Genomic DNA, 23,667 nt, shown 5'->3' with positions numbered 1-23,667 from the left:
AGCGACGTTCAGGGGCAATTCGGGTGATTTACAGCCCCGAGGGGTCGCGGCCGACGCTGATCTCCTCCGCGATCTTGCGAATCTCCACCACCTCGAGACCTGGGGCCTTGGGCAGGTGGCGCAGCAACGCCTCCATGACGACGGGCACGGGCTGGCCCGCCATCAGCCCGGCGATGCCGTGGACCGTCCGGAACAGTGCCTCTTCGGTGTCGTGCATCGGCAATCCCCTCGTTCGGCTACCGGGAGAGGCTACGGCCTGGCCATGACAGTTCGCTCGCTACCGCTCCAGCGTGTCCCGCACGGCCGGGCGTTCCACCGTTCCCGCGCGCCCCGCACGGCCTGGCGTCCTACCGTTCCAGTGCGCCCCGCACGGCCTGGCGTCCTACCGTTCCAGCGCGCCCCGCACGGCGGAGCAGATCGCGCCGAGCTCGCGGACCTGCTCGCGGGTGAGGACGTCGAACAGGCTCCTGCGCACCTCCTCCACGTGACCGGGGGCGGTGGCGGCCAGTGTGGCGAACCCCTCGTCCGTCAGGACGGCGATGTTGCCCCTGCCGTCGGCCGGGCAGCGCTCACGGCGCACCCAGCCGCGCTCCTCCAGGCGGGCGACGGCGTGCGACAGGCGGCTCTGGGAGCTCTGGGCCCTGGCGGCCAGCTCGCTCATGCGCATCGACCGGTCCGGCGCCTCCGACAGGGCCACCAGGATCATGTAGTACGTGTGCGGCATGCCCGCCTCGCGCTGGAGCTGCCGGTCCAGCGCCTCGTTGATGAGCTGACCGGCGGCCAGGAAGTCGCGCCAGGTCTGCTGCTCGTCCGGATCCAGCCATCGAGTCACCCTCTCATTTTAGTTGAACTCTCATATACTCTGGCCGGGAGAAACAGGTGAAAGGGGACGACCATGCCGGTCCACAGGCTCAATCACGCGGTCCTCTACGTCCGTGACGTGGAGCGCAGCGTGGCCTTCTACCGGGAGGCGCTCGGATTCGAGGTGGTCATGGGCATGCGCGGCGCCGCGTTCCTCCAGGCCCCCGGCTCCAGCAACGACCACGACCTCGGGCTGTTCGAGGTCGGCGCGGGCGCCGGCTCCTCGCCCGCCGGACGCACCGCCGTCGGGCTCTACCACCTGGCGTGGGAGGTGGACACGCTCGACGAGCTGGAGCGCATCGCGGTCACCCTGAGCGAGCTCGGCTCCCTCGTCGGCGCCTCCGACCACGGGACGACCAAGGCGCTGTACGCCAAGGACCCCGACGGGCTGGAGTTCGAGGTCTCCTGGCTCGTGCCCGCCGCGCTGATCACGGAGGAGACCCTGGCCGCCCGGTCCGCCATCCGCCCGCTCGACCTGGCCGCCGACAAGGAGCGGTACGGCGCGCAGACCCGGGGCGGGGTAGGGGTGTCGATCCCGGCCTGAAGGTACCGTGGCAGGTATCCGACCGATTTGTTCCGGAGAGGGTCATGCCAAACGATCCGGATCACGTCCTCGACGCCATCGACGGCGTCGTGGACGAATGGGAGACGCTGAGCGCGGACGCCATGCGCTGGGCGCCTCCCGAGCACAAGTCGCCCGACCTGCTGGACGAGGCGACGGAGATCCTCAGGCCGCTGGCCGAGGCGCTCTCCGAGGTCCTGCGGCCGCTCGGCGACTCCATCAACCGCGCACTCGAACGACTCACCGACGACGACTGACCGGCCCGCCGCCGCGCGTGCCGGTCGGACGCAGTCGGGTCGTCCTGCGCGTGGTCGACTTGCCGTCTCCGTCTCCGTCTCCGTCGGCGTGGCGTTTCGCGGCCCTTCAGTCCGTTCGGCGGCGGCGGGTGCGGCGGGGGTAGGCCTTGGCCGTCTCGGCCAGCCGGGCCGAGTGCTCGGCCTGCCGGCGCCAGTGGCCGTACGCGTCGCCGCGCTGGGCCAGCCGGTCGAGCTCCCGCATGGTCGCGAGCGGGATGAACGCGGGCTCGGCGTCCCGCCAGGGCGTGCCGGGCAGCGGCATGAACGTGTGCGTGTGGATGCGGGCGCCCAGCTCGGCCAGGTCGCCGGCCAGCACGAGCGACTGGCGCTGGTCCTCCTCCGACTCCCCCGGCATGCCGAAGATGAAGTCGACGTTCGGCCTGAAGCCGTGCTCGACGGCGATCCGGACGGCGTCACGCACGGGCGAGGTGCCGTGCCCCCGGCCGGCGGCGGCCAGCACCCGGTCGGACCCCGACTGGGCGCCGATGATCAGGTTGTCGTTGGCGACGTACCGCTTGAGCAGCCGCATGGCCTCCGGCGTGACGTGCTCGGGCCGCACCTCCGAGGGGAAGCTGCCGAAGAACACCCGGCCGTGCGGCGGCAGCTCCTCCTTGACCCCCGCCAGCAGCTCCTCCACCGCGCCGAGATCGGGGTCGGGACCCGGCGAGCCGTAGGAGAGCGAGGTCGCCGCACGTCCCGCAGCCCCTGCTCGACCATGCCCTTGACGTGCTCGCGCACACTGGCCACCGACCGATGGCGGAACTGGCCGCCGAACATGAACGGCGTCTGGCAGAACCGGCAGGTGTACCGGCAGCCCCGGGTGATCTCGATCGGCCCCTTACGCCCCAGGAACGACGGGAACGCGTCGAGCGGGAGCTGCGGGGCCGGGCGCGTCCTGAGCGCGACGCCGTCGGCGTCCTTGACCGCGAGGCCCGGCACGGTGGTCAGCGGCTCGTCCCGCCGCAGCGCCTCGACCAGGGCGATGATCGTGGACTCGCCCTCGCCGATCGCGGCCAGGTCCCAGCCGGCGTCGAGGACCTGCTGCGGCTCGGCGGTGGCGTGCACGCCGCCGGCGATGTGCAGCCCCCGGCCGTCGCTGAGCGACCTGACGGCGGCCAGCTCGGCAGCCATGGCCTCGGCGTCCGGCGAGTAGAACGACCAGAGCACGAGCACCCGGTCGGCCCGGCTCGCCGCGATGTGGGCCGCCGTCTCCTCCGGGGTGACGCCCAGCAGCTGCCGGTGCTCCACGCCCGAGGTCTCCAGGGCGGCGAGCACCGCGTGCACGCCGTACGTCACGGCCTTGCGGTAACGGACCACCACATCCACTGCCAGCGCCACGACCGGCAGCGTAGCTCAGGCGGAGGCCAGCCGCATGGGACGCAGCGCGCCGGTGAGCTTGGCCAGCTCGGCGAGCATGGCGTCGGCGGCGGCGATCATGACGTCGTTGGGCGCCACGGTGCCGTCCTCGGCGATGAACTGCTGGTAGAAGGGGATGTTGACGGCCTCGACCACGGGGATCATCTTCAGCGTGCTGACGACCTGGCGCAGGCCGTTCACCGCCCGGGTGCCGCCGGAGATCCCGCCGTAGCTGACGAACCCCGCCGCCTTGTGCTGCCACTCGTGGTGCAGGTAGTCCAGGGCGTTCTTCAGCACGGCCGTGAAGCTGTGGTTGTACTCGGGGGTGACGAACACGAAGGCGTCGCCCCGCTCGACGGTGGCGCTCCACTCCTTGGTGTGGGCGTTCACGTACTGCTTGAGCTTGGGGTGGTTCGGCTCGTCGAGGAACGGCAGGCCCACCTCGGCGAGGTCGACCAGCTCGACGTCGAACTGGCCGGCGGCGACGGCCCGGCTCCTGAACCACTCGGCGACCTCGCGCCCGGCGCGGCCGGGACGGGTGCTGGCGACGATGATCTGCAGGACTGGCTTGTCCATGGGGTACCTCCTCAGGTAGTTGATACCTCAACATTATTGAGTAACTAAACATTTCTTAGCAAATGTTAGGATCTGCCCCGTGAGCCCCCATTCCGTCTGCGTCCGGTTCCACGTCGCCCTCGAACTGATCGGCGCCCGGTGGTCGGGAGCCCTGATCCACATGATCTTCAAGGGCGCCCATCGTTACGCCGACCTCAAGGCGGCCATCCCCGGCATCAACGACACGATGCTGGCCCGCCGGCTGCGCGAGCTGGAGACGGCCGGGCTCGTCGAGCGGCGGGTGCTGGCCACGTCGCCAGTGCGGGTCGAATACCACCTGACGGAGATGGGCCAGGAGCTGCGCCCGGTGCTCGACGAGCTGGTCACCTGGGCACACAAGTGGATCCCGCGGCCCGAGGAGCCGGCCAGATCCGCCTAGCGCGTACGGGCGAGCGCGGGGAGGCGGGCCGGGGTTAGACTCCGGGCATGCACTGGCGACATTGATGAACCACCAGCGGCCGACGCGGCAGGAGCGCGCGCGGGCCTCCGAGGTGCCGAGCACCAGACGGAGTCCCTGTCCGCCCCTTCCGAGAGGGCCGCATGTTCGTCCCCAAGCTTTACGTCTACACGTTCCTCGGCGAGTTCATCCTGCTCTACCCGGTGTACACGCTGTTGTTCACCGATTCCGGGCTCTCGGTGGCCGAGACGTCCTCGCTGTTCGTCATCTGGTCCGTGACCGGCATGGTGCTGGAGATCCCCTCCGGCGCCTGGGCCGACGCGGTGTCCCGCAGGCTGTTGTTGTTCCTGGGCCCGCTGCTGGCCGGTGTCGGCTTCGGGCTGTGGGTGCTGTTCCCGTCCTACTGGGCCTTCGCGCTGGGCTTCGTGTTGTGGGGGGCCGAGGGCGCGCTCGTCTCGGGCGCCTTCGAGGCGCTCGCGTACGAGGAGCTCGAACGTCGGGGCCTCCAGGGCCGGTACGCCGCCGTCATGGGCCGGGCCCACTCGATCGACATCGCCGCCGCCGCGTCGGCGATCGCCCTCGCCACGCCCGTCTTCGCGGCCGGCGGATATCCGGCGGTGGGGGCGGCCAGCGTGGCGGCCTGCCTGTTGTGCGCCGCCACCGCGCTGACCCTGCCCGAGCGGCGTCCTGCCCGAGCGGCGTCCACTGAGACGTCCACTGAGACGTCCACTGATTCGGACGGGCGGTATCTCGCGGTTCTGCGGGCCGGTGTGGCCGAGGCCCGTACCGATCGGAACGTGCTCGAAGCGATCGTCCTGATCTCCGTCGTGACGGCGATCTGGGGCGCTCTGGAGGAGTACGTGCCCTTCCTGGCCGCCGCGACCGGCGCGTCCAGGACGGCCGTTCCGCTGCTCGTCCTGGCCGTCTGGGTCGGGGCGGCGGCGGGCGGCCTGCTGGCGGGGCCCGCCCGCCGCCTGAGCGAGCGGTCGTTCGCGCTGGTCCTGGGGCTGGCCGCGGTGGCCATGGCGGCGGGCGCGCTGGTTCCGCATCCGGCCGGGTTCGTGCTGGTCGCCGGCGCCTTCGGGGCGTTCCAGATGGCCGGCGTGGTGGCCGACACGCGGCTGCAGGAACGCGTCTCGGGCGATCAGCGGGCCACCGTGACGTCGGTGGCCGGGCTCGGCACGAACGTGGTCACCCTGGCCGTCTACACGGCCTACGGCGCGGGATCGCCGTTCCTGTCCCACGGCACGACGTTCGCCCTCCTGGTCCTGCCGTACGTGGTCATCGCCCTGTGGCTGGCCCGGGAGCGGGTCGCGCCGATGTGATCCTCTTCGACGCGAACGGGACGCGCTTGGGCAGCGGCGGCGGCTCCTCCCCCTCCTTCTCCGGAGCCGGCGCCCCGCCCCGGCGCGCCCGCCAGCGGGACGGGAACAGCGAAGCGGTCAGCAGAATGCCGCCGACCACCAACGACCAGGTATTCAGCAATGCCGCGTACGCGTCCAGATAATCGGCGGGCACCAGGTCGAATCCCATTCTCCGGTCGCCTCCCGTGGCGGCCCGCACGACCGCCGCCCCGGCCAGGGCCGTGAAAGCCAGGCCGGGCAGCAGCGAGGCGACCGGAGAAATCCGGGAACCGGCCAGGATTCCGATGAGGACCGCGGTCCCCGCCAGCGCCGCCGTCGCCGTCCAGTCGGGGACGGACGTGGTCGCGCGGGGTCCGTACAGGAGACCGGCCGCGATCAACGGGATCGCGGCGACCCCCGCCGCGGCCCCGGCGAAATGACGAACACCATTACCCATAGGGAACACCTCCAGGCCCAATACGATACCGACATACCACCAGTTACAACTTTAGGACGAAAAATCTCCATTTGTGGCCGGTGGCCGGAAGGACGGGCATATCGCCTTAATAGGAAATATTTGGTATCTCCTCATTTGTCTGTCAGCCGTTACCGTGACAGAACCCCCCATCGAGGAGCGGCGGCATGTTTCGCTGTGCAGTGGCAGGCATCACCCTGGTGGCCGCCTGCCTGGCCACCCCCGCCCACGCGGCGTCCGACCCCGTGATCGAGGCGCTCTCGCGCGACCTCGGCCTCTCGGAGCCCGCGGTGGTCACCCGGCTGGCGAACGAGCGGCATGCCGCCGCCCTGGAGGCCGAACTGGCCACCTCGCTGGGCGACTCCTACGGCGGATCGTGGCTGACCGAGGACGCCTCCGCCCTCGTCGTCGCCACCACCGACCCCGATCGGACCGCCGCGATCTCGGCCCGGGGGGCGCGTCCCGTCGTCGTGCGGCACTCACTGTCGGAGCTGGACGCCGTCGTCCGCCGCCTGGACCGGGCCGCCCGCCGCATCCGGACGGGCCCCGCCCTCTGGTACGCCGACGTCCGCGCGAACCGGGTCGTCCTCCAGGTCCCCTCACCGTCCGGGTCCGCACCGTCCGGGTCCGCACCGGCCGCGGCCCTGGCGGCGGCGGCGCGCAGCGCGGCCGTCGTGGTGGCGCCGTCTGCCGAACTGCCCCGCACGTACGCCGACATCATCGGCGGCGACCCCTTCTACGTCGGCTCGATGCGCTGCACGATCGGCTTCTCGGTCACCAAAGGCAGCATTCCGGGCTTCGTCACCGCGGGACACTGCGGGCACACCGGCGACCTGGTCAAGTCACCGGCCGGCACCTTCCAGGGCTCGTCCTTCCCGGGCAACGACTACGCGTGGGTCGCCACCCCCGGGTACACCGCGCAGCCGTACGTCCGCGGTCCCGGCGGGACGCTGGTGACCGTACGCGGCTCGGTCCAGGCGACGGTGGGCGCGTCCGTCTGCCGCGGGGGCCCGACCACCGGCTGGCACTGCGGCACCGTCCAGCAGCACAACGCCACCGTCACCTACGCGCAGGGCACCGTGTACGGCCTGACCCGCACCAACGTGTGCGCCGAACCCGGCGACTCCGGCGGACCGTTCATCTCGGGCGGCCAGGCCCAGGGCGTGACCGTGGGCGGCTCCGGCAACTGCAGCACGGGCGGCACGACGTACTTCCAGCCCGTCAACGAGATCCTGAGCGCGTACGGCCTGACCCTCCGCACCGCCTGACCCCCGCCCTCCTCCAGGGCCACCCGGCACCCTCAGAAAATCCGTTCGCGCGCCACCGATGAGTTCCCGCGCCCGGCCGAGTCTGCCCTCCCGAAAGCGGATCCCCTCCGCCGCACCGACCACCGGGAGGCACCGATGACGCGCCCCAACCTGAACAGCCTGCTCCTGGCCAGCACCGACCCGGCCCGACTACGCGCCTGGTACGCCACCGTGCTCGACCCCGAGTCCGACACCGACGTCACCCATTACGGCGTGCTCACGTTCGGCAACTTCCACCTGATCATCGACACCCGGGCCGACGTGGCGGACAAGAATCCCGAGCCCGGACGGGTGATACTCAACTTCGACGTCCCCGACGCGCGCGCGATCGTCGCCCGGATGGAGGAGGCGGGCGTGTCCTGGCTGGCCGAGCTGGAAGACCGCGAGGGCAGCCTGTTCGCCACGGCGATCGACCCCGACGGCAACTACGTCCAGATCATCCAGCTCAGCGAGGACCACCGGAAGGCGATGTGACGATGTTCGGCAAGACGAAGGCGTTCAGCGGATTCTCCGTCAACGATCTGGCCGCCGCGAAGGCGTTCTACGGCGACACCCTGGGGCTGGCGGTGTCGGAGTCGAACGGCCTGCTCACCCTGCACATCGCCGGCGGCACCGACATTTTGGTCTACCCCAAACCCGACCACGTCCCCGCAACCTTCACCATCCTCAACTTCCCGGTCGAGGACATCGAGCAGGCCGTCGACGCCCTGGCGGCCCGCGGCGTGCATTTTCAGCGCTACGACCAGCTGAAGACCGACGAGAAGGGCATCTTCCGCGGCGGCGGCCCCCTGATCGCCTGGTTCACCGACCCGGCGGGAAACGTCCTCTCAGTCCTTCAGGACTGACGCCCGGAAGCCGGGCCGCGGTTCGGCGCCGCAGGAACACCTTCCCCACCCTGCGGCGCCCGCCCCACCGCCGAGCGTCCCATCCCGCGGTCACGGCAAAACTCGCGTTTCCGCAGGTAGGCCGCCTCCCCCATGTCCCACCCTGTCCCACGGACGATGCGCACGACCTCGCCTCCGTGTTCGGATAAGCCCCGTCAGCACGCACCGCTCACCACGTACTGACGAAGGCACGAAGCATCGGCGAGTTCCCCCGCAAATCCGATCAGAAAAGGCAGTGACAGGACATGAGCCACCACGTCAGCATCACGGACATCGAGCAGCAGCCCAGGACGCGCAGAATGAGGTTCACCCTCAACGGCGCACTCTGGTCGCTCCAAGCGTTGTGGGGCTTCTTCTTCGCCGGCAGCGGCTTCGGCAAGGTGCTGCTGTACGACGACGCCCTGTTCGCGACAGCACCCCGGGCGGTGGCCTGGTACGCGGCGGTGCCGCAGTCCCTGATCGTCTTCATCGGGATCGTCGAGGTGCTCGGCGGCATCGCCCTGATCCTGCCGGCGATGACGAAGGTCAAGCCGATGCTGACGCCGCTCGCCGCCGCCGGCCTGACGCTGACGATGATCCTCGCGGCCGGTTTCCACATCCTGCGCGGCGAGTACGAACTGGTTCCCGCCAACCTCCTCCTGGGCGGCGTCGCGGCCTTCCTCACGGCCGGACGATGGAAGCAGCGCCCCATCTCCCCCGCGCCCCTCACCACCCGGCGCGTACTCGGCGCCCTCGCCGTCCTGGTGGCCCTGGTCCTGCTGACGTTCGCCCCGACCTGGTACACGATGACCAACGTCCAGTTCTGATCACCGCCCCGGCACGCCCGGGCCGTGCCCGCACGGCAGCCGCTGAGAACAAGGTGCCATGGGCTCGAACCCCGGCACCGGCGGAGACTAGAGACCGATCCAGCAGTAGATCATCTGCTCTTCCACCTGCGCCCGGTGCAAGACCTCGCAGCCCGGTAAGGATCTCCAGCAGGTATCCATCGCCCGGTGGCACGAAGGCGAACTCCTCGATCTGCTCCCATTGCTCGACGAGTTCGTCCAACCTGCCGTCCGGGACGCCGGCCAACGTGTCGCGCACGTCCGCAGGGAGCTCCTCGATTCCCGGCCCGTCCTTGTAAGGGGAGTCGTCGGGCAGGGCCTCCCACTCCTCCATCGTCGCCGGAGCGCCCTCGGGCGGCGGATAGACAGTGGTCGTCCGCACCAGGTCCACGCTGTACGGAACGTCTCTGGCAAACGCTATGAGCCGGCCAAGAATCACATCGGGGTCGATCCACTTGGCGTCCACGGCGTCGAACGTGGCCACCCCCGGCATGGGTTTCTCAACCGCACGTGGGTAATCAGGCTTTTCCGCAGCGACCTGCCTGTTCGCCGCCCGGTAATAGTCGTAGAAGACCCCCATGCGTCCCTCTCGTTCGATCACCCGGCTTCCATGCTCACGACAGATTAGGGGATCGCACATATGTACGAAAGACGCCCGACTGCCGAGTCGGCGGTCCTGGAACCGGAGGTTGTGGAAGGACGCCGGTGACCGCATGGGCTCGACCCTCCGGGGCTGACGCCAAGTACAACCCACAAGCCTGCAGAGACCGAAGAAGGCCCTCCCCCGAAGACCGGGAAGGGCCTTTCATCTGCGGAGGATCGGGGATTCGAACCTCGGACGGTTGCCACCAAACCGCATCAACAGCTCGGATCTCACCCGTCAGGATCGTCCGGTCGGACGGCTCCCACGGTGGCTCCCGAACGAGCTACTCAGCGAAGTCGTCAGAACGACGGGATCTGCTCGGGGACCAGTCCGGCTTGGCGGAGAAGGCCGTACAGGTCGGTCTCGCCCCAGAACTCGACGATCTGACCGCCGTGCAGCCGGTAAGACTTCACACCGGTCATGGTGAGGTCGCGGCCGGTGCGATCGTGGGTGTAGGTCAAGGTGAAGGCCACGGTGACGCGGTCCTCGGCGGCGAAGAGGTCGTCCACGTGCACGCGGCAGTTGGACAGACCGGGAGTCATGACCGATCCTTCTGGATATTGACGGCCCCTGACATGCTGGCCGCCACCGTGGATGAGTACGTCCTCAGCCACGAGTTCCTTGAGGTCTGCGATATTCCGTGTCTCAAACACTCGAAGGTAGCGGCGTACGACGTCGGCGTTATGATCACGGCTGGCTTCGACTGAGTCCGACATAGAAGGACCATATACAGCGGTTTCAGATGCCACCAGGCTCTTATGTCCTCCGCGCACATCGCCCTCTGCCTCATCGTCCCGTCGCCGTCGAAGCCCTCGGGGGCTGACGGGTCAACTGCAACCCGCGGCGCGCAGAGACCGAAAAAGGCCCTCCCCGAAGATCAGGGAAGCGCCTTCCACCTGGCGGAGGATCGGGAATTTGAACTCCGGACGGCGTTGCCACCAAACCGCATCAGCAGCTCGATCTTGCGTGTCCCTATTGGTTCCCCTGGACCACCTGGCCGCGTTGGTCTTACTGGACGGGCTACATACGAGACGGGATTACAACTAGAACTGCAACTGGACCAGCCCCACTGCCGCCTGATCACCAAGCGTGGAGTGACGGACATCAATGTAGCCATAGCTCATCGCCGACCTACCGAGTCGACACGCGTGCTCGCTGCTCGACTCAGGGAGACGGCTTCTCAAACATTCTCCGGCTGCGACGACGACTCCCGGCAAGCCAAAGCGGCTCCCAACGAGCACGAGCTTGCGCGTCGACGGGAGACGAAGCCGAGCAGTGGGATACCGTCTCCCCAGGCCGACGCCGAGTCCAGCCCGGGAGCTTCCGAGCCATGAAATCTCGGCAGCGAGATCGCTACAGGCTGTTGTGCTGCTCGGAGGGGTCATCGACACCGCTCGACGTGGCCCGAATATGGCGCGGTTGCTGCTGCGGTTGTTGCCCCCGGCCCACCGCCACACGATGGGCCAGATTCTCCAAACCATGGCATATCTGCGCGAATCGGAATTTTCGGGAGCTACACGTCAGAATAATATCCGTTTTAATGGCGAATATTCGGACATCAAGGATGTGCTCTCTTTTCGCTCATTGCTGATTGTTTGCCCGCTCATAAAAGTGCGCACGTCTTTCATGCTTGACGCCGGGGTATCTCCCTTGTCGCACTATCGCAGCGCTGTGGGCGGATACAAAAAGAACAGCTCCGGCACCCGCGCTACCGCGACACCATTCACGAGCTCGATCTGACGCACGTCAATGAGCCCCAGGAGAACACCTAACGTTCTCGCCAAGATGCTCACCACGGAAAGGAATGACCCATGCCATTCATCATGCGCAACGCCCTCCCAAAGCTGGCCGCACATACACTCGCCGCCACCGTCCTCACCGCAGCGGTCATGACGCCCGCGGTCGCGGCATCCTCTGCCCCCAACCCGGCCGAGGCATACATCTCGAGCGTCAGCGCGAACGGAAACGGGTGCCCGCCCGGTACATGGGAGGCGGCGATCAGCCCCGACGGGAAGTCGTTCACGGTTACATTCAGCTCATACGAGACGCTCATCGAACCTGGTAGTGATGCTTCGGACAAGGAATGCACGCTCTCGCTGAGCGTGCATACGCCGTCGGGGACCTCGCTTTCCACCGCCAAGTTCTCCTACCAGGGCTACGCGCTCATGGACCAAGCAGGGATGAGCGCGACGCAGAGCGCAAGCTACAACTTCAACGGTGCTCCCATCCCGGCTCAGTCGGTTCGCTCGCAGATCTCGGGGCCGCACGACGACTCGTACCTCTTCTCCGACCGGATCTTGCTTCACGACGACGTGGCGTCGGCGCAGGGCGCAACGCGCGCGCTGAACGTGGCAACGGGCCTGGTCCTCACCAACAACCCCGCAGAGACCGGCAGCGGCTACTTCAACACCAGCAGTGTCGACGGGACGCTCCAGAACGGACCGAGCTGCACCATCGACCGGCGCACCGCCACCTCGGGGCAGACCATCGTCGGCACCGCGGGCGCCGATGTCATCTGCGGGTCACCGTTCGCCGACCGCATCGCCGCGCTGGGCGGCGACGACGTCATCCTCTCCTTCGCGGGCAACGACCGGATCTCCGCCGGCGCCGGAAACGACACCGTCTTCGGCGGCAACGGCGACGACGACATCAGTGGCGACGACGGCAACGACAGCCTCGACGGCGAAGCCGGCAACGACCGGATCCTGGGTGGGCCGGGCATCGACACCGCCAACGGAGGGCCGGGCACCGATTCCTGCGTAGCCGAGACGACCACCTCCTGCTGAGTCAGGTCGACGCTCCCGCCACAAGAGATGCACGATCCACGGACATCAGCCGACCTGCAAGCCGGGCTGCACCGAATCAGGCCATGCCTGCTACAAGCGGGCCCGCCTCAATGACTGCGCCGGCCATGCGGACAAGTGCCCCAAGTGCACCGTCGGCGGCCTGGTCTTCCACCAGAGGAAGGGCAAGAGCAAACTCAGGCCCGTGCCCGCTCGAACTCTTCGCCCAGCTCAAGGCACATCCCGTGGTGCAGGATGCCGAGCGGGAGAGGGCGGGAGATCGACGGGAAGACCATGGCCTGGTGTTCGCGACCAAGCACGGCTCTCCCAGCGAGCGCACAGAGGACTGGAAGATCTGGAAGCCCATCCTTCAGCAGGCTGGCGTCCAGAACGTCCGGGTCACGACGCTCGCCACACCGCCACGACAGTCCTCATCGAGCAGGTGTGAACATCCGGATCGTTCATCAAGTGCTCGGCCACACCCCGAGTGACCACCACCGAGCCCTACACCCACGTATCCACACCCCTGGTGCGCGACACGGGCGAGCTCGCCTCCGCTCTCTGGGGAAATCCCGGGTCGTTGTGACTACGACACCTTCGGAGATCAAAAAGGCCCTCTCCCCGATCAAGGGAGAGGGCCTTCCGCCTGGCGGAGGATCGGGGATTTGAACCCCGGATGGTGTTGCCACCAAACCGCATTAGCAGTGCGGCGCCATAGACCTGACTAGGCGAATCCTCCTGGAAGCCATCGCGGCTCAGCACAGCGTACCGGCCTTCTGCCGAGGCGGCAAAGCGGTTGCGCGTCGTGCCTTCACCAAGAGTTATCAACAGCCTGTGGGTAACCACCTGTGGATGAAGCCCGCCCCATGCCAGGGCGGGCTTCCGGGGTGTGGACAACCCAGCTCAGGCGGGGTTCGCCTCGCCCTCGATCTCGATCTTGACCTTCTTGCCCACGAGCACACCGCCGGCCTCCAGGGTCTGGTTCCAGGTCAGGCCGAATTCCTCGCGGTCGAACTCGGTGTTGATGGAGAAGCCCCAGACCGAGTTGCCCCAGGGGTTGGTGCCGGCGCCGCCGTACTCGACCGTGAGCTCGACCTCCTTGGTGACGTCGCGGATGGTCAGGTCGCCGACGACGGTGAACTCGTCGCCGGAGTGGCCGACCACGCGGGTGCTGCGGAAGGTGATCTCGGGGAACTTGTCCACGGCGAGGAAGTCGTCGCTGCGCAGGTGGCCGTCGCGGTCGCCCACGCCGGTGTCGATGCTGGCGGTCTTGATCGTCAGCTCGGCCGTGGACTCCAGCGGGTTCTCCGCGATCGTCACGGTGCCGCTGAAGTCGCCGAAGCGGCCGCGGACCTTGCTCACCATCATGTGCTTGACCACGAACCCGATGCGGGTGTGGGCCACGTCGAGGTTGTACGTGCCGGCGGCGGGGATGGTCAGGGACTCCCAGGTGCGGGTGCTCATCGGGTTCTCCTTGGGAACGTTGCTGTGCGGATGTCTGCGGCAACAAATGTCTACACGAGGAATATTCCGCAAGTCAACTAACGTCGGTTAAGGTATGGACGTGAAGCACATCGATGACCCCAGGCTGACGGCGATGGGCCTGCTCGCCGAGGTTCACGCAGGTCTGACGGCCCGGATGCAGCCAGTCTTCAGCGCGGCCGGGCTGTCGGGCATCGACTTCGAGACCGTCATCCGCCTGGCCCGATCACCGCGGCAGGCGCTGCGGATGACCGACCTGGCCGCCCAGACGGGCCTGTCCACCAGCGGCGTGACCAGGGTCGTCGACCGGCTCGAACGCGAGGGCCTGGTGACCAGGCAGGCGTGCGCCACCGACCGCAGGGCCTCCTACGCCGCGCTCACGGACGAGGGCCGCGACCGGCTGGCGAGCGTCCTCCCCCAGCACCTTCAGGACATCGAGGACACCTTCACCGGCCTGCTGAGCCAGGACGAGCTCGCCGCGTTCCTGCAGACGCTCCGCAAGATCAGAGACGTCGTCCGCCCCTGCGCGACCGCCGGCGCCGAGGAGACCACCCCCTCGCTCAACTGATCCTTGGAGCGCTCCTACGAGGACGTCTCCGGAACCCCCGGTCCTCCCGCGTCCGAGGGGATCCCCAAGGCGCTCCTGAGCTTGCCCATCGCCCGTGACACCGTGCTCTTGACCGTGCCGACGCTGATCCCGAGCGTCCTGGCGATCTCCGGCTCGGTCATGTCCTCGTAGTACCGCAGCACGATCGCGGCCCGCATCCGCTCTGGCAGCCCCTCCAGCGCCTGTTCCAGCAGCTCGTGCACCTCCCCGCAGGTCGGCGGGTCCACCGTGGCCACCTCGGGCAGATCGTCCGACGGGTACTCCTCCAGCTTGCGCCGCCGCCACTGCGAGATGTTGATGTTGACCATCGCCCGGCGGACGTACCCGTCCAGTGCCCCCCGGTCCTCGATCTTGCCCCACGCCAGGTACGTCTTGGCCAGGGCGCTCTGCAACAGGTCCTCCGCGTCCAGCGGATGCCCGGTGAGCTGACGGGCGGCGCGCAGCAGCGCGGGACCGCGGGCCATGACGTACTCGCGGAACTCCTCTTCCCACCCGGTGGTCTGCATCGTGGCCAGAATCGCAGCCTGATGCCCTTTTGCGACTGAGCCACAATTCAGGTTTCGGCCCGACGAAGACAAAGGTCAGTCAAGGTCGGTGGCAGATTGTTCGAAGGCGGGTGTCAGCTACCTTCCCCGGGGATGCGTATTTTGCTCCCATCTGTTCGCCGCGGCACGAGCCGCTCCGGAGTCATGTGAACCTAGTACCTGACGAGGGAGGGCGGATGGGCTATCCGAACGTCGAGCGCCGCAGACTGCTCGCGGCCGCCGCGCTGGGCCGCGCCCCGGGCATCGCCGGCCCCGACCCGGCCGACGGCGCGCCTTTATGCGCCGTCACCGGCGAGATCCTTGACGTGAGCCCGCATCTCATCGCCATCGAGACCCCAGAAGGCACCGAGGAGCGGCTGGTGATCGCCCCCTGGGCCACGGCCTGGCACGGCGCGGAGATCGCGCCCGCGGACCTCCCGGTGGGCTCCAGGGTGCTCATGCGCACGTTGCGCGAAGGCCGCGTGGTCGAGCGGATCTGGGCCGACACCACCCGCCTCACCGGCACGATCGTCTCGATCGAGGGGCGCGGGGAGCTGACGGTCGAGCTCGACTGCGGCCCCCACCGCGGCCCCCGCACGATCGTCATCCCCTACCCGGCCACCGGACGGCTGCAGGTGCGGCATCCGAAGTTCGAGCCGGGCTACCTGTTCGACGCGATCGGGATCAGGCGCGACGGCTCCGCCCTGGCGCTGCTGCCGGCGACCTCGCAGCCCGCCCACCGGTCGGGCAGCGTCCCGGCTCCGCCGCCGGCCTACGCCGGGGCGCAGGGGCGCATCTCCGGCACCGCCACCTGGTCCGACGCGTTCGACGAGGAGGAGCGAGGCGCGGCGTACCCGATGCTGGAACGCGTGGACACCGGCTGCCCCGACGCCGGGCTCTCCTGCACCGGCCTGCCCTACCTCGCCATCGGCTCGCTGCTGCAGATCAGGAACACGTGCGCCGGCCGCACGGCCAACCTGCCGGTGGTCGCCTGCGGCTGCCTGGCCGGGCGGTTCTGCGACCGCTGCGTCGAGTGCGAGACCTCGCCACGCGGCCGGGTCGCCGAGCTGTCGCCGGCCTCGTTCGTCGAGCTGGGCGGCGAGTTGATCAAAGGCTGCTTCAACGCTCAGATCGGATTGGGGTGACGGACGTGCTGGAGACGGGCGTGCTGGAATCGCAGCTGCCGATCCTGATCGTGCTGCTGGTCATGGGCACCGGCGCGAAGGTGGTCACGGTCCGCGGGGGCGGGGAGCCGGGCGCCCTGTCCAGGCTGGGCCCGGCCGTGCTCATGCCCGGCCGGATGCAGGCGCCCTCGCTGCTGGTCTGCGCGGCGGGCGAGCTGGTGCTCGCCGTCGGGCTGCTGGCCACCACCGCGCCGATCTTCAGGTGGGGGACGGTCTGCTTCTTCGCTCTGTCCACGTACGTGCTGATCGAGCTGCGCAGGCGACGTCCGGACGCGGGCTGCGGCTGCTTCGGCGAGGTCAGCTCGGCGCCGGTCGGCATGCGCTCGATCGGCCGGACGGTCGTGCTGACCGGGATGTCGGCGTTGTCGGTGGCCGCGCCGGCGTCAGGCTGGGCGGCGATGACCCATCCGACCTGGTTCACGGCCGCGGGGGTGGCGGTGATCGCGCTGCTCTCCCCCGAGATCGAGGAGCTGATCGATCGGGTACGGTACCGCGCCCCCTGCGAGCAGCGCCCCGGCCCCGCCGAGCAGGTGATGCTCTCCAGGCTCAGGTCCAGCGGCCCGTGGCGGACGTACCGGGAGGCGCTGACCTCGTCCGAACCGTACGACAGCTGGCGCGAGCTGTGCTGGCGCTTCTTCGTCTTCACCGGCCACGACCACGACGACGTGGTCTTCGCGGTCTACCTGAGCGGACGGCGTCCGGCGGTGCGCGTGGCGGTCGTGAGCAGCGACGACAGCGATTCTCTGCCGGAATATACGTCCGTATCGGCGTGACGCTAGAGAGCCCTAGATTTCTCTATCCGGGCATGGCGATACAGCTCTATTGGGCTGTCTAGCTTCCCCACTAGACAGCCCAATAGAGGTCTAGGGGCGGCGCTCAAATGGGTTGAGCCCGCAGAAACCTTCCGAAGTGCGGCACCGTGAACGCGATCAGACCGCGTTCGGCGCTGTAGATGAGCCCTTTCTTGATCAGACTGTCGCGGGCGGGCGAGAGGCTGGACGGCTTCCGCCCGAGGGCGTCGGCCACGTCGGCGGTGGCGACCGGCTCGTCGCCGATCTGGGCCATGGCGTGCATGTAGTCGCGCTCGGCGGGGGTGGCCCGCTCGTAGCGGCTGCCGAAGAAGCCCACGGCGAGCTCCTCCTCGGCCTCGGGCGCGGACACCTTGACGTCGTCGAGGGTGATCGGGCTGCGCAGCGCGAGGTCCCAGGCGACCTTGCCGTACGCCTGGACGAAGTAGGGATAGCCGTCGGCGGCCTCGTAGAGCGCGTCGAGGGCCTCTTGGGTGAACTCGACCTTCTCCTCCCGCGCGGGCAGGATCAGCGCCAGGTCGGCGGCCTCACGATCGAGCTTGTCGATGCGCGCGTAGCGGAAGAGCCGTTCGGAATAGCTCTTGCTGGCCGACAGCACGCTCGGCAGGTGCGGCAACCCGGCGCCCACCACGATCAGCGGCCCGCCCGACTGGGACAGCTCGTGGCAGGCGGCGCAGAGCGCGGAGACGTCGGCGGACTGCACGTCCTGCATCTCGTCGATGAACAGCGCGATGCCCACGCCGAGGTCGGTCGCCACGCCGGCGGCGTCGACGAACAGCTCGGTGAGGTCGATCTCCAGGTCGCCCGAGTCGGCGCGCCCGCGGCTGGCGGGCACCTCAATGCCGGGCGACCAGTGGGAGGTGCCCTTGGCCGCGGACGGGTCGCGCATCGCGAACGCCTTCAGCACGCCGAGGAACTCCTCGATGCGCTCGGGCGCGCGGTGACGCGGCGCCAGCTCGCGGATGGCCATGTGCAGGGCGGCCGCCACAGGACGCCGGATCGACTGGTCGGGCCGGGCCTCGATCTTGCCCGTGCCCCACAGCCGCTGCATGGCCATGGACTTGAACGTGTTGAGCAGGACGGTCTTGCCGACGCCGCGCAGGCCGGTGACGACCATGCTGCGCTCGGGGCGGCCTCGGGCGACCCGCTCCAGCACCACTTCGAACTGCTGCAGCTCACGGTCGCGCCCGGCCAGCTCCGGCGGACGCTGCCCGGCGCCGGGGGCGTAGGGATTGCGCACAGGGTCCACGCTCTCGGACTTTATTGCCGGATATAGCGGCCGTCTTAGATTTGGGAAGAAAGCGCTACGGCGTGTCCGAGCGGGAGCTGTGGCGAGCATCGTCATCGGACACACCCCCTCTCACCAGGCCGAACCCTTGTTCGATTTCGATACCCAGAACTGTAGCGCGGACTCGAACATGCATGCGATGGTTTCGAGTAAAAGATCTTTGCAACAGTCCGGGACGCCCGTGCGTCTGGGTGTTGTGGAGTTCGAGGAGTTCGTGCAAGCGCGTGGCGCCGCCCTGCTCCGGTACGGATACGTGCTCACCGGGAATCCGGACGACGCCGCCGACCTCGTCCAGGAGGCGCTGCTCAAGCTCGGCGACACCTGGCGCAAGGTGCGCAACAAGGACAACCCGGAGTCCTACGTCCGCACGATCATGGCGCGGCAGCACGTGAGCTGGTGGCGCCGGCGGCGCAGGGAGCAGCTCACGGGCGAGGTGCCCGAGGGGGCGTACACCGACAGCCACTCCTCCGGCGAGCTGTGGCGGGAGCTGGCGACGCTGCCGCGCAGGCAGCGGGTCGTCCTGGTGCTGCGGTACTACGAGGACCTGTCGGACCAGGAGATCGCCGACGTCCTCGGCATCTCCCGCGGAACCGTCCGCAGCCAGGCGTTCCGGGCGCTCCAGACGTTGCGCATCAGGCCAGGGCTGTTCGAGAAGGGACGAACATGAGGAGCGAGGACGACCTGGCGGAGGCCCTGCGGGCGGCGGCGGACCGTGCGCCGGAACCGTCCAGCCTGCTCGGCGGGGTGGCGGCGCGCAGACGGCGACGGCGCAGGCGGCGTACACAGGGGCTGGCCGCCGCGACGGCGGTGGCGGCGGTGATCGCGGCCGTCACGCTCACCACCGGGAACGGACGGGAGGAGGCGCCGCGGCCCGTCGCCGCGCCGCAGGTCGTGCCCCTGGAACGGGCGTGGCCGCAGGCGGTCACCACGATGCCCGCGCAAGGGCCGGACGGATGGCGGCGCTTCCCGCTCACCGCGTTCGACGCCACGCGGATCCTGGTCGCCACCGGCCCCAGGGAGGACACGTTCCGCCTGTTCGAGGTGTACGACACGGTCACCCGGACGTTCCGCGAGCTCGCCGGACTGACGGTCCCTCCCGGCATGAGGACGTACCTGCCCCAGCCGCCGGCGTTCGACGGGACGAACCTCGCCTGGTACGTGAAAGCCCTCCGCGACGACGGCACCCCCGTACGCGAGATCTGGACGGCCCCGCTCGCGGGCGGCGCGCCCCGGCGGGTCGCCGCGATGACGGGCGAGCACCTCCGGATCGAGCGCATCGCCGTAAACGGTGACCGGATCATCTGGTCGGAGGGCGGCGGAGGCGTGTGGTGGATGCCGCTCGCAGGCGGCGAAGCGCCGCGGCTGATCCCCGGCAGCGAGGGCCTGCACCTCATCAGGTGGCCGTGGGCCACGGACGCGGACGACTCGCAGAAGGTCCAGACCAAGGTCGTGGACCTGTCCGGCGACCCCTACACCGTGCGCGTCGTCGTCCCCCGGGACGTCGTGACGCTGCGGTGCGGGCCGTTCTGGTGCTGGGGAGCCCAGGGCGGGCGCTCGTACCTGCAGCGGGCCGACGGGACCGGCGCGATCGAGCCCCAGGGGCTCGGCCTCGCGCCCCGGCTCGCCGACTACCCGGCTCTCGACCGCTTCGCGGTTTCCGACGGCGAGGTGTACGACCTCGCGACCGGCGCGCTGGTGACGTTCGAGCGGGTGGGGATCTGGTGGGGCGACGATCGGTCCGCCGAGCCCAGCACGATCGTCTACTGGGCGGTCTCGGGGAAGGAGTACCGGTTGCTCAACTTGGCAGCCGTCCCGCCCGCGCAATAGCGTTCGTGGCCATGCGGACCTTCGCGAACGTACAGGAACTCAAGGCGGCCGTGGGCGAGACGTTCAGCCCGACCGAGTGGCGCACCGTCACCCAGGAGCAGGTCGGCCTCTTCGCCGACGCCACCGACGACCACCAGTGGATCCACGTGGACGTGGAGCGCGCCAAGGAGGGGCCCTTCGGCGGCACGATCGCCCACGGCTTCCTGACCCTGTCGCTGCTGCCGACGTTCATGTTCGAGATGGTGCGCGTCGAGGGCATCGCGATGGGCGTCAACTACGGGCTGAACAAGGTCCGTTTCCCCCGGCCGGTGCCCGTGGGCGCGCGGGTCAGGGCCGTGGGCGAGCTCACCGACGTCAAGGGCACCCCGGCCGGCTATCTGGCCAACCTGAAGATGACGATCGAGATCGAGGGCGAGCGCCGGCCGGCCTGCATCGCCGAGTCGCTCATCCTGTACGTCCCCGCGAGCTGATCACCGCAGCGACAGGACGATTCCCACCACCGCGGCGAGCCCGATCAGCCCGAGATAGGCCAGCACGAGCCGGGTGTCCCTGAGCAGGCATTTGCTCCGGGTCAGCCCGGCCCGCCGCGCCTTCCAGTACCCGGCGAACCCCAGCGCCGCGAAGCCGAGCACCGCCCACGGCCCGAGCAGCCAGGCCAGCAGCGCCACGGTGGCGTACACGCACAACCGGAGCGGATCGTACGGCTGGCCCTTCAGAGGATCACCAGCCCCGGCTTGGCGGCCACCGCGGACAGCCGCTGCCGCGACAACTGCGGCCAGGCCTGCACGGCGCAGAACGGCGCGCACTGGTCCTGCTCGGCACGCGTGCCGACGTGCACGCAGCACTGCGTGAGCCGCTCCTCGATCATGGTCGAGATGTCCATGAACGGCTTGATCGTGATCCGCACCACCCGCTCCCCCAGCATCCTGCGCAGCTTCTTCCGCCGGCCGGGCAGCGCCGAGGAGGCGAGGGTGAGCAGCGTGGCGACGCCCAGGTCGCAGTTCTCGCAGATGTCCCGCCACAGGTCGCCGATCTGCGGGTGGGACAGCGACGACTGCTCCGACAGCAGCCCCAGCAGCGATTCCTGGACGGCCATCCGCAGCTCGCGCGGCAGCTCGGAGTCGGCGATGCGGTTGGAGACCAGGCCCAGGTTCTCCTTGAGGCGGTCGTGGCCGATCAGGGCGACCAGCGAGCGCCACTGCTGGGCGTCGTCGCGGATCAGGTAGCCGACCGAGCAGCAGTGGGGGTGCGAGCAGGGCAGCGCGGTCAGGTCGCGCCAGGTCACCAGGCCGCCGGTCTGCGGGCCGAGCCGCTTGAGCACCCCGGTGTGGGTGAGCCGGTCGGACGGGTCGATGACGCCCGATCTTCCCGAGCCGAACTGGGGTTGCAGCGACACGCCGCCGACGAACGGCGTGTCGAGCGCGAGGCGCACGACGTCGCCGATCTCGCCGTCGTTGACGCCCAGGGCCGCGGTCATGACCAGGGTCGTGAAGATCTCCCGCTCCGACAGCCGCCGTACGGCCTCCGCCTTGATCCGGCGCAGGTCGCCGCCGCGGTGGTGCTTGGACGCCTCGGCCGACGAGCCGTCGTACTGGAGGTAGACCTCCACCCGGTCGCGGTGCTCGGTGAGCAGGTCGAGCAGGGCGTCGTCCCTGGCGATGAGCATGCCGTTGGTGTTGATCAGGATGCGGGTGACCGGCCGGCTCACCAGCTCGGCGAGGAGGGTCTTCAGCTCGGGGTGGAGCGTGGGCTCGCCGCCGCTCAGCATCAGGACGTCGAGCTTGCCGTTCTCCCTGGCCAGACGCTGGTCCACGTTCGCCAGCACGTCGGCCACCGGGACGACGCCGCTCAGGTCGGGCGAGCTGTCGGCGAAGCAGGTGGGGCAGCGCAGGTTGCACGCCTCGGCGATGTCCTCCAGGAGGATGCAGGTGTGCTGGGTCTGCATCTCGGGCAGGCCGTCGAGGTACGCGCCGGGGATCGGGGCGAAGTTTCCGGACACGTCGGGGATGTGCTGTTTGGTGGGAGCGGTCCACTCCTCCAGGTAGGAGAGGATCTCCGGGTCCTCGTCGTACAGCGTGCGGATCAGGCCGTGTTCGCGGCAGCCGCGTTCCAGCCACACCTTGCCGTCGCGTTCGGCCAGCCAGCCGCTCAGCCGTTCGACCTGGTCGAGGTCCCGGCCGTGGCATTTCGGGCAGAACGCGTTGACGTACCGGAGGATGCGGTCTCCCCGTAGCCCCATCCCTGCGCTCATGTCGTGACCTTCCGTTTGAAAAGGGCATCGTAGTGGCCGCGACGCCACCCGTACGCGAGCCTGAGCGCGAGCAGCGTCAGGCCAGGGACCAGGAACCATTGCGGCCCGGTCAGGTCTAGCCACAACGTCTCGTTCGCCCTGGTGAACTCGACCAGGAACCGGAAGGCCGCGTATCCGGCGAGATAGAGCGTGAACAGCTCGCCGGGCTCGGTCAGCCGCTTGCGCGCCCACCGCAGCGCGACGAACGCGGCCAGCTGGAAGACGATCTCGTACACGAACGACGGGTGCATGGCCTGGCCCGTCAGACATCCCGGGCATTCCGGGGTGGACGGCGGCGCGTGCACCCCCCAGGGCAGGTCCGTGGGCCTGCCGGGCGCCTCGGTCAGGTGACAGCCGATACGGCCGATCGCCATGCCGAGCGCCACCGCCGGGGCGAACAGGTCACCGGTGCGCTCCTTGTAGCCGATGACCTTCTTGGCGACCAGCACGCCGACGTACGCGCCGGTCAGTCCGCCGAGGATGCTGCGGGAGCCGTACAGCCAGAGGTCGGCGAGGTCGAGCGTCTCCAGCCAGCCCGCCAGACGCATGCCGATCGCGCCCCCCACCAGGGCTCCGGTGACGGCGACCAGTGACTGCTCGTTGAGCGCGCCCCTGGCCCTGGCCTCGCGGACGAAGACCACCGAGGCCACCAGGACGCCCAGGCCGACGAATATCTCGTGGTAAGGCATGGTTCAGCCGTACAGGCTGGGGTTGAGGCCGGTGCAGACTCCGGCCGTCAGCATGGACCACAGTGCCCAGCCGATCGCGAGCCCCAGCCCCAGACCTCGGGACCACGACTTGCGGACCAGGCCGAACCCCAGACCACCGCCGAGACCGACGAGGGCCAGCAGCACCGCGGCGGCGATCACGACCCCCTTGTTCGTGCCGTTGATGGCGGAGAAGAAGGCGAAGAAGCCCACGATGCCGTTGACGACGGTGTAGGTGAACACGCCGACGACCAGCATCGCGCCGAGAAGCATCGCGGAGTTGCGACTGCTGGGTGGTGGTGGCGGCGGCGGTAGATGCGTCGACCGTGACGGTCGCGGTGGTGACGACGGGGGCGGCGGGAAGTTCCCCGCCCAGGATTGTGACGGTGGCGGCGACAACGGTGCCGGCCGTGACGACGGCGGGGGCATCGATCCCCCCTGTGACGACGGCGGGGGCATTGGCCCCGCCTGTGATGGCGGCGGGGCCGTCGGCCTCGCCTGTGGCGGTGGCGGGGCCGTCGGCCTCGCCTGTGGCGGTGGCGGGGCCGTCGGCCTCGCCTGTGGCGGTGGCGGGGCCGTCGGCCTCGCCTGTGGCGGTGGCGG

The 23,667-nt window shown here is 69.2% G+C and carries 31 protein-coding genes, 1 tRNA gene and 1 pseudogene; 17 read left to right on the top strand and 16 right to left on the bottom strand.

All coding sequences use genetic code 11. The features are described from left to right. Positions 1-28: 28 nt before the first annotated feature. The gene (locus ACWEJ6_RS12820) at positions 29-217 is read right to left on the bottom strand and encodes a hypothetical protein (RefSeq protein WP_387677531.1); all 189 of its coding nucleotides are present in this window, start codon (positions 215-217) and stop codon (positions 29-31) included. 165 nt (positions 218-382) lie between these two features. Beyond that, positions 383-832 (bottom strand): MarR family winged helix-turn-helix transcriptional regulator, encoded by a 450-nt coding sequence (locus tag ACWEJ6_RS12815; RefSeq protein ID WP_397154845.1) that lies wholly within the window; start codon positions 830-832, stop codon positions 383-385. Between the two features lie 63 nt (positions 833-895). Between ACWEJ6_RS12815 and ACWEJ6_RS12810 the strand changes: the two genes are divergently transcribed. Together ACWEJ6_RS12810 and ACWEJ6_RS12805 are read left to right on the top strand one after the other, a co-directional pair. Further along, the gene (locus tag ACWEJ6_RS12810; protein ID WP_452423567.1) at positions 896-1,405 is read left to right on the top strand and encodes a VOC family protein; all 510 of its coding nucleotides are present in this window, start codon (positions 896-898) and stop codon (positions 1,403-1,405) included. Positions 1,406-1,449: 44 nt separating this feature from the next. Further along, positions 1,450-1,680: a hypothetical protein gene (locus tag ACWEJ6_RS12805; protein ID WP_352318077.1), complete on the top strand. Its 231-nt coding sequence runs from the start codon at positions 1,450-1,452 to the stop codon at positions 1,678-1,680. A gap of 106 nt (positions 1,681-1,786) precedes the next feature. On the opposite strand, the gene ACWEJ6_RS12800 is transcribed toward ACWEJ6_RS12805, so the two are convergent. The 3 genes and pseudogenes from ACWEJ6_RS12800 to ACWEJ6_RS12790 form a co-directional block, all read right to left on the bottom strand. Further along, positions 1,787-2,356 (bottom strand): radical SAM protein, encoded by a 570-nt coding sequence (locus ACWEJ6_RS12800; protein ID WP_452423565.1) that lies wholly within the window; start codon positions 2,354-2,356, stop codon positions 1,787-1,789. 398 nt (positions 2,357-2,754) lie between these two features. After that, a pseudogene (locus ACWEJ6_RS12795) lies at positions 2,755-2,994 on the bottom strand (TIGR04013 family B12-binding domain/radical SAM domain-containing protein); the annotation flags it as partial. A gap of 78 nt (positions 2,995-3,072) precedes the next feature. Next, entirely contained in the window at positions 3,073-3,651 is a 579-nt protein-coding gene (locus ACWEJ6_RS12790) for an NADPH-dependent FMN reductase (protein ID WP_358290706.1), read from the bottom strand. Positions 3,652-3,730: 79 nt separating this feature from the next. Between ACWEJ6_RS12790 and ACWEJ6_RS12785 the strand changes: the two genes are divergently transcribed. Continuing rightward, entirely contained in the window at positions 3,731-4,069 is a 339-nt protein-coding gene (locus ACWEJ6_RS12785; protein ID WP_352357614.1) for a winged helix-turn-helix transcriptional regulator, read from the top strand. Between the two features lie 161 nt (positions 4,070-4,230). After that, positions 4,231-5,412: an MFS transporter gene (locus tag ACWEJ6_RS12780; protein WP_452423562.1), complete on the top strand. Its 1,182-nt coding sequence runs from the start codon at positions 4,231-4,233 to the stop codon at positions 5,410-5,412. Here ACWEJ6_RS12780 and ACWEJ6_RS12775 read toward each other — a convergent pair. After that, a complete protein-coding gene (locus ACWEJ6_RS12775; protein WP_452423560.1) occupies positions 5,369-5,887 on the bottom strand; it encodes a hypothetical protein in 519 nt (172 codons plus the stop codon). The two genes, ACWEJ6_RS12780 and ACWEJ6_RS12775, sit on opposite strands and share 44 nt — an antisense overlap. A 185-nt stretch (positions 5,888-6,072) precedes the next feature. Here ACWEJ6_RS12775 and ACWEJ6_RS12770 point away from each other — a divergent pair, with 185 nt between their 5' ends. The 4 genes from ACWEJ6_RS12770 (at position 6,073) to ACWEJ6_RS12755 (ending at position 8,902) form a co-directional block, all read left to right on the top strand. Beyond that, complete coding sequence (locus ACWEJ6_RS12770) at positions 6,073-7,173, top strand: S1 family peptidase (protein WP_452423558.1); 1,101 nt, start codon at positions 6,073-6,075, stop codon at positions 7,171-7,173. A gap of 135 nt (positions 7,174-7,308) precedes the next feature. Continuing rightward, on the top strand, positions 7,309-7,686 hold the full coding sequence (locus ACWEJ6_RS12765; protein WP_452423556.1) for a VOC family protein: 378 nt from the start codon (positions 7,309-7,311) through the stop codon (positions 7,684-7,686). A 2-nt stretch (positions 7,687-7,688) separates the two neighbouring features. Further along, complete coding sequence (locus ACWEJ6_RS12760) at positions 7,689-8,057, top strand: VOC family protein (protein WP_387677505.1); 369 nt, start codon at positions 7,689-7,691, stop codon at positions 8,055-8,057. A gap of 284 nt (positions 8,058-8,341) precedes the next feature. Then, the gene (locus ACWEJ6_RS12755) at positions 8,342-8,902 is read left to right on the top strand and encodes a DoxX family protein (protein WP_452423554.1); all 561 of its coding nucleotides are present in this window, start codon (positions 8,342-8,344) and stop codon (positions 8,900-8,902) included. 960 nt (positions 8,903-9,862) lie between these two features. Here ACWEJ6_RS12755 and ACWEJ6_RS12750 read toward each other — a convergent pair. Further along, positions 9,863-10,198: an ester cyclase gene (locus ACWEJ6_RS12750; protein WP_452423817.1), complete on the bottom strand. Its 336-nt coding sequence runs from the start codon at positions 10,196-10,198 to the stop codon at positions 9,863-9,865. On the opposite strand from ACWEJ6_RS12750, the gene ACWEJ6_RS12745 reads away from it, so the two are divergent. The 3 genes from ACWEJ6_RS12745 (at position 10,139) to ACWEJ6_RS12735 (ending at position 12,349) form a co-directional block, all read left to right on the top strand. After that, the gene (locus tag ACWEJ6_RS12745; protein WP_452423822.1) at positions 10,139-10,270 is read left to right on the top strand and encodes a hypothetical protein; all 132 of its coding nucleotides are present in this window, start codon (positions 10,139-10,141) and stop codon (positions 10,268-10,270) included. The two genes, ACWEJ6_RS12750 and ACWEJ6_RS12745, sit on opposite strands and share 60 nt — an antisense overlap. Before the next feature lie 703 nt (positions 10,271-10,973). Beyond that, positions 10,974-11,303 carry a hypothetical protein gene (locus tag ACWEJ6_RS12740; protein ID WP_452423552.1) on the top strand — a complete coding sequence of 110 codons (330 nt, stop codon included), beginning with the start codon at positions 10,974-10,976 and terminating at the stop codon, positions 11,301-11,303. Positions 11,304-11,374: 71 nt separating this feature from the next. Further along, on the top strand, positions 11,375-12,349 hold the full coding sequence (locus ACWEJ6_RS12735) for a DUF4360 domain-containing protein (RefSeq protein ID WP_452423550.1): 975 nt from the start codon (positions 11,375-11,377) through the stop codon (positions 12,347-12,349). Positions 12,350-12,543: 194 nt separating this feature from the next. On the opposite strand, the gene ACWEJ6_RS12730 is transcribed toward ACWEJ6_RS12735, so the two are convergent. From ACWEJ6_RS12730 to ACWEJ6_RS12720, 3 genes are all read right to left on the bottom strand, one after another. Further along, a complete protein-coding gene (locus tag ACWEJ6_RS12730) occupies positions 12,544-12,666 on the bottom strand; it encodes a hypothetical protein (RefSeq protein WP_452423548.1) in 123 nt (40 codons plus the stop codon). Between the two features lie 327 nt (positions 12,667-12,993). Then, a tRNA-Ser gene (locus ACWEJ6_RS12725) sits at positions 12,994-13,085 on the bottom strand. Between the two features lie 164 nt (positions 13,086-13,249). Beyond that, entirely contained in the window at positions 13,250-13,810 is a 561-nt protein-coding gene (locus tag ACWEJ6_RS12720; RefSeq protein ID WP_352318104.1) for a YceI family protein, read from the bottom strand. A gap of 94 nt (positions 13,811-13,904) precedes the next feature. Here ACWEJ6_RS12720 and ACWEJ6_RS12715 point away from each other — a divergent pair, with 94 nt between their 5' ends. Continuing rightward, complete coding sequence (locus tag ACWEJ6_RS12715; protein WP_358290806.1) at positions 13,905-14,396, top strand: MarR family winged helix-turn-helix transcriptional regulator; 492 nt, start codon at positions 13,905-13,907, stop codon at positions 14,394-14,396. A gap of 14 nt (positions 14,397-14,410) precedes the next feature. Here ACWEJ6_RS12715 and ACWEJ6_RS12710 read toward each other — a convergent pair whose 3' ends face one another. Continuing rightward, positions 14,411-14,941 carry a SigE family RNA polymerase sigma factor gene (locus tag ACWEJ6_RS12710; RefSeq protein WP_452423546.1) on the bottom strand — a complete coding sequence of 177 codons (531 nt, stop codon included), beginning with the start codon at positions 14,939-14,941 and terminating at the stop codon, positions 14,411-14,413. A 215-nt stretch (positions 14,942-15,156) separates the two neighbouring features. Between ACWEJ6_RS12710 and ACWEJ6_RS12705 the strand changes: the two genes are divergently transcribed. Together ACWEJ6_RS12705 and ACWEJ6_RS12700 are read left to right on the top strand one after the other, a co-directional pair. Next, entirely contained in the window at positions 15,157-16,104 is a 948-nt protein-coding gene (locus ACWEJ6_RS12705) for a hypothetical protein (RefSeq protein ID WP_452423544.1), read from the top strand. After that, positions 16,101-16,916 (top strand): MauE/DoxX family redox-associated membrane protein, encoded by an 816-nt coding sequence (locus ACWEJ6_RS12700; protein WP_452423542.1) that lies wholly within the window; start codon positions 16,101-16,103, stop codon positions 16,914-16,916. The genes ACWEJ6_RS12705 and ACWEJ6_RS12700 overlap by 4 nt, the downstream gene beginning before the upstream one ends. Positions 16,917-17,019: 103 nt before the next feature. On the opposite strand, the gene ACWEJ6_RS12695 is transcribed toward ACWEJ6_RS12700, so the two are convergent. Continuing rightward, positions 17,020-18,201 (bottom strand): ATP-binding protein, encoded by a 1,182-nt coding sequence (locus ACWEJ6_RS12695; protein WP_352318114.1) that lies wholly within the window; start codon positions 18,199-18,201, stop codon positions 17,020-17,022. A 220-nt stretch (positions 18,202-18,421) separates the two neighbouring features. Here ACWEJ6_RS12695 and ACWEJ6_RS12690 point away from each other — a divergent pair, with 220 nt between their 5' ends. From ACWEJ6_RS12690 to ACWEJ6_RS12680, 3 genes are read left to right on the top strand one after another with little or no spacing between them, the layout of a single operon-like run. Further along, a complete protein-coding gene (locus ACWEJ6_RS12690) occupies positions 18,422-18,907 on the top strand; it encodes a SigE family RNA polymerase sigma factor (protein ID WP_452423540.1) in 486 nt (161 codons plus the stop codon). Next, positions 18,904-20,067 carry a TolB family protein gene (locus ACWEJ6_RS12685; protein WP_452423538.1) on the top strand — a complete coding sequence of 388 codons (1,164 nt, stop codon included), beginning with the start codon at positions 18,904-18,906 and terminating at the stop codon, positions 20,065-20,067. Before ACWEJ6_RS12690 ends, ACWEJ6_RS12685 begins: the two co-directional genes overlap by 4 nt. Positions 20,068-20,078: 11 nt before the next feature. Continuing rightward, positions 20,079-20,537, top strand: coding sequence for a MaoC family dehydratase (locus ACWEJ6_RS12680; protein ID WP_352365766.1), 459 nt, complete (start codon positions 20,079-20,081; stop codon positions 20,535-20,537). Here the strand turns inward: ACWEJ6_RS12680 and ACWEJ6_RS12675 are convergent, their stop codons facing one another. Genes ACWEJ6_RS12675 through ACWEJ6_RS12660 form a run of 4 tightly spaced genes read right to left on the bottom strand, consistent with a single transcriptional unit; the run spans position 20,538 to position 23,337 of the window. After that, on the bottom strand, positions 20,538-20,747 hold the full coding sequence (locus ACWEJ6_RS12675; RefSeq protein WP_352365768.1) for a hypothetical protein: 210 nt from the start codon (positions 20,745-20,747) through the stop codon (positions 20,538-20,540). A gap of 32 nt (positions 20,748-20,779) precedes the next feature. Further along, a complete protein-coding gene (locus tag ACWEJ6_RS12670; protein WP_452423535.1) occupies positions 20,780-22,318 on the bottom strand; it encodes a radical SAM protein in 1,539 nt (512 codons plus the stop codon). After that, the gene (locus ACWEJ6_RS12665; RefSeq protein ID WP_358290828.1) at positions 22,315-23,046 is read right to left on the bottom strand and encodes a prolipoprotein diacylglyceryl transferase; all 732 of its coding nucleotides are present in this window, start codon (positions 23,044-23,046) and stop codon (positions 22,315-22,317) included. Before ACWEJ6_RS12665 ends, ACWEJ6_RS12670 begins: the two co-directional genes overlap by 4 nt. A 3-nt stretch (positions 23,047-23,049) precedes the next feature. Further along, positions 23,050-23,337, bottom strand: coding sequence for a hypothetical protein (locus ACWEJ6_RS12660; RefSeq protein ID WP_358290831.1), 288 nt, complete (start codon positions 23,335-23,337; stop codon positions 23,050-23,052). Positions 23,338-23,667 lie beyond the last annotated feature (330 nt).

Source organism: Nonomuraea sp. NPDC004702, assembly GCF_053601695.1.
This window is presented reverse-complemented; position numbering and strand designations above follow the sequence as displayed.